Here is a 3695-nt window from a genome sequence, read left to right as displayed (position 1 = left end):
GAATCGTCAATTCAAAAGAGCCAGCAGGTTGTGGCACGATCAGGGTAGCACCCGCCTCCACAACCAGCTCTTTGACCGTTGGTTTCGCATCCGGACTGTCCCCGATTTGGGGAAATTGCAACGGATAGAGAGCAACACCAGCACCGCCGCTATCAACGCCGATAAGCATCAAATAGATCGGGCGATCGCTATAATTTTGGACTCGGTACTGGATGCGGCTACCGATGGGGATGGTGGGGATGCCTCCATCGGAAGGAATTTTTGAGTCGTTAAGACGCGATGACTCGCTTCTGGAATTAGAATCCACAAAGGCGTCCCCTGTCATCCGCAGCGTTTCTCGTTTTAGCAGCACCTTTTGGTTGGGATAAATCATCTCCAACGTTGCTCCCACTCCCAAGCGGGAAGACCCTTCATTGACCGTCAGACGCAATAATTTCGCTGTCAGCAACGTTTTCAGTTTGGGCACTAACCGATTCACAGCCGCCTTCACCGCCTCACCCGATTCCCCAACGGTATTGGGAATCAAATCCCGACCGAGAGAAAATAACCCATATCCCCCCTGATAATCGGGTGTCTGCGCCTTGCCAAACAAATAATCGGCGGGTTGCTCTCCTGCCGTTACCACGGATGATACAGAGCGAACGCTGGCAAAAGCACTGGTAGCATCCACCCGTTCAATTCGCTCCAGTCCGGCATCTAAGGCAATTGTCAAGCCTATATTTTTGGGCAACACCCGGACGGATTCGTGAACCAGTTGCCCCACTTGGAGGCTAGAGAGGCTAGAAGTGTCTGTGCTGCCGATAACTCGCGCCTTGGCGGTGAGACCCTCCTTGGAACGAATGTGGAGTTGCAGTTGAGTCGGAACTGAGGAAACTTCACCTGTCGCGTTGCTGTCTGGAGTCTGAGCTTCCGACATAGGTAGGGAAGCACTCAGCTGAGAATTCACTCCGTAGTATTCCAAAACGGGTGCAGGTAATCCTGCTAGCCACAGATGTACCGTTTTACCGCCCTCTTCCACCGCTGTAACGACGCCATCCGCACCGATACTAATTTCCGGCTGATAGGGTAACAAGGAAGGCTGGTTACTTTTTTGACCGCTCAACTGGGGTTGTTGCTCTTTCCCCGCCAGCTGCTCGACGATCCCAGCTGCTCGACTGAAACTGACTTGAACCGTAGTGGGAGGAGTCGCCTGCCAGAGATGTTGCGTCAGGGCATAGGTGAACAATCCAGCGCTGAAACCGCCCCAAGGAGCCTCTGCCGCCAGTTGACTGGGTCCAGCCGCTGCCAGCACGATTCCAGGCATTTGACCGGGCTTATACTGCTTATTGAGCTGTTCCCGCGAAGATTTGAGACGCAGCAGGAGTTTTTCCTGAAAAGCGAGTTCCTCGTCACTCGCTTGCTCTGCTAGCGGTTGTCGAGCAGAACGAATCCGCAAGTTGCCGTGGAGGAGAGTATCGGCGTCAGTGTAACTGGTATCCAGTACCGTTGTGACTTGGTCTGTGGGAAGCGATCGCAACAGCAACAGCAGAGTCTCTTCCAACAAATCATTCGCCGGTGCCCCTTTCGTCAGCAGCACCCCATCTACTGGCACCAAACTATTTTGAGTGTTGAAGACTGTAGGCGTTAGCTGTGCAGCCGCAACCCTTTCCCCGTCCCCAAGGGTAGACTCAGGACTGAGTGAAGATTTATCGGCACCCAAAGTCCTCAGTCCATTCTCCTCAGCCCCGATTCTGACGCGGCTACCGCAGCCGCTGAAGTGGAACAAGACAACATCTCCCGCCGCCGCCTGCTCTGTGAGATGCTCCAGAAAAGCAGTTTCAATATTCTGCCGCGTTGCTTGGCTATCTGTCAGCGTCAGAATATCGCTAGGGTGAAAACCAAAGCGATGAATCAAAAGTTCCCGTTGCAGTTCTACATCTGTGACACAACCTTGGAGAGACGGAAGCGATCGCGTCTCTGTCCCACGCGGATACTGATTAATTCCTACCAGTAGCGCTAACTTCCGCCCACTCGGTTGTGCCAGTGCCTGATAATAGCGATCTAGCAGAGGCACCGCAAAGCTTCGATCTCCCAGTAGAGATAGGGCCGTTTCGCTTACGCCCAGCGCCGCTAGCGCCAACCCCGCCCGTTGCAGAAAACTTCGCCGATTCAATCCCATATCAGCCATTAGCCATTAGCCAGTACTCGATCAGCCTATCAGGGGCTAGGCTTTAGAGAATAGAAAGAATGGCAAATTTTCAAATTTAAGCAGCATCCCCTCTCAAATTTCAAATTTGAAACTTGCAATCTTAAATTTGCTTGCTTCCTCTGGCACCTGCATCGCCCTTGCCAATTCTGCCGCAACTTCTGGGCGAGAAAACTCTGGTGGTGGCAATTCACCCCGACGCAGCATTTCTCGTACCTTCGTTCCCGATAGGTGAATCCGTTCTGCTGGTGTGCTGGGACTGGTCTTCGTCGTCGCCATTGTCTGCGTGCGCGTGCAGTAGAAGGCGTGTTCAAACTTCATCGGCATGATGCCCAGTTCACCCAGCTCAAACTCATCAAAAATGTGCTGAGCATCGTAAGTTCCATAATAATCACCGACACCCGCATGATCGCGTCCAACGATGAAGTGCGTACAGCCGTAATTCTTGCGAAGCAGGGCATGGAAAATTGCCTCTCTAGGGCCAGCGTAGCGCATTGCGGCGGGATTAATTGCCAAAATTACCCGGTCTTGGGGGTAGTAGTGTTCCAGCATAATCTCGTAGCAGCGCATCCGAATCTCTGCCGAGATGTCATCATCTTTGGTAACTCCCACTAAGGGATGCAAGAACAAGCCATCTACGGTTTCTAAAGCGCACTTTTGGATATATTCATGCGCCCGGTGGATGGGGTTGCGAGTCTGGAAGCCGACAATCGTTTTCCATCCCCTTTCTTTGAACATGGCGCGAGATTGAGCGGGATCGATCTGGTAATTAGGGAATAAAGGATGAGAGTCGCGTTGCAACAGCCAAACTGAACCCGCGAGATTAATTTCCCCTTGCTTGTAGACAACCTTAACGCCTGGGTGCTTTTCATCGTGGGTACGATAAACATTCACCGCCTCGCGGGTTTTGTCGTAGCGATACTTTTGTGTGAGTTCCATGACACCCACAAATCTACCAGTCGGGTCATCCAGACGCACCAAACCGCCTTCTTTGAGATTCGCCGCAACCGACTCATCCACCGAAAGCGTCACGGGAATTGCCCACGGTAGCCCATTGGCAAGCCGCATTTCAGTCACTACGCGATCGTAGTCTGCCTGTTCCATAAAGCCAGTCAGCGGGCTAAATCCACCAATGGCAATCAGTTCTAGATCCGATGTTGCCCGTTCGTCGAGTTGCACTCTGGGCAGAAAGTCGGCTTTATCGAGAAATACTTGTCGTTGTTCTGGTGTAGCGATGCGATTAATTAGCTGACCGCCGTGAGGTGCTATGCCGTCTGGACGCTGACTCATATCGAATTGTTAATTTTAGCTGCAAAAAACATCGTACCAATATATAGAACCGGACGGTGAAAAACCTAACCCCCCAGTTCCCTTCTCTTGGGGTTGAAGAGGAGCGATTTTTCAACTAATGTGTTTGCGCTCATTATGCGATCGCTTCCCATTCATCCCAGGTAACTTGAAACTCTTTATAGACTTGTTCCATCGCTAACTCCTCTGTTTCAAAGTAACC

General features: G+C 51.8%; 2 protein-coding genes. Both read right to left on the bottom strand.

The window, feature by feature from the left end:
- Window positions 1-2167: caspase family protein (locus H6F50_RS03615; protein WP_242028884.1), on the bottom strand; the 2167-nt coding region annotated here is incomplete at its 3' end.
- A 93-nt stretch (window positions 2168-2260) separates the two neighbouring features.
- Window positions 2261-3475, bottom strand: coding sequence for a sulfate adenylyltransferase (gene sat, locus H6F50_RS03610; protein ID WP_190426412.1), 1215 nt, complete (start codon window positions 3473-3475; stop codon window positions 2261-2263).
- Window positions 3476-3695: the final 220 nt, after the last annotated feature.

The sequence above is a fragment of the Coleofasciculus sp. FACHB-712 genome (assembly GCF_014695635.1).
Taxonomy (GTDB): domain Bacteria; phylum Cyanobacteriota; class Cyanobacteriia; order Cyanobacteriales; family FACHB-T130; genus FACHB-T130.
The sequence above is the reverse complement of the archived record's forward strand: the minus strand, read 5'-3'. Positions and strand labels throughout refer to the sequence as shown.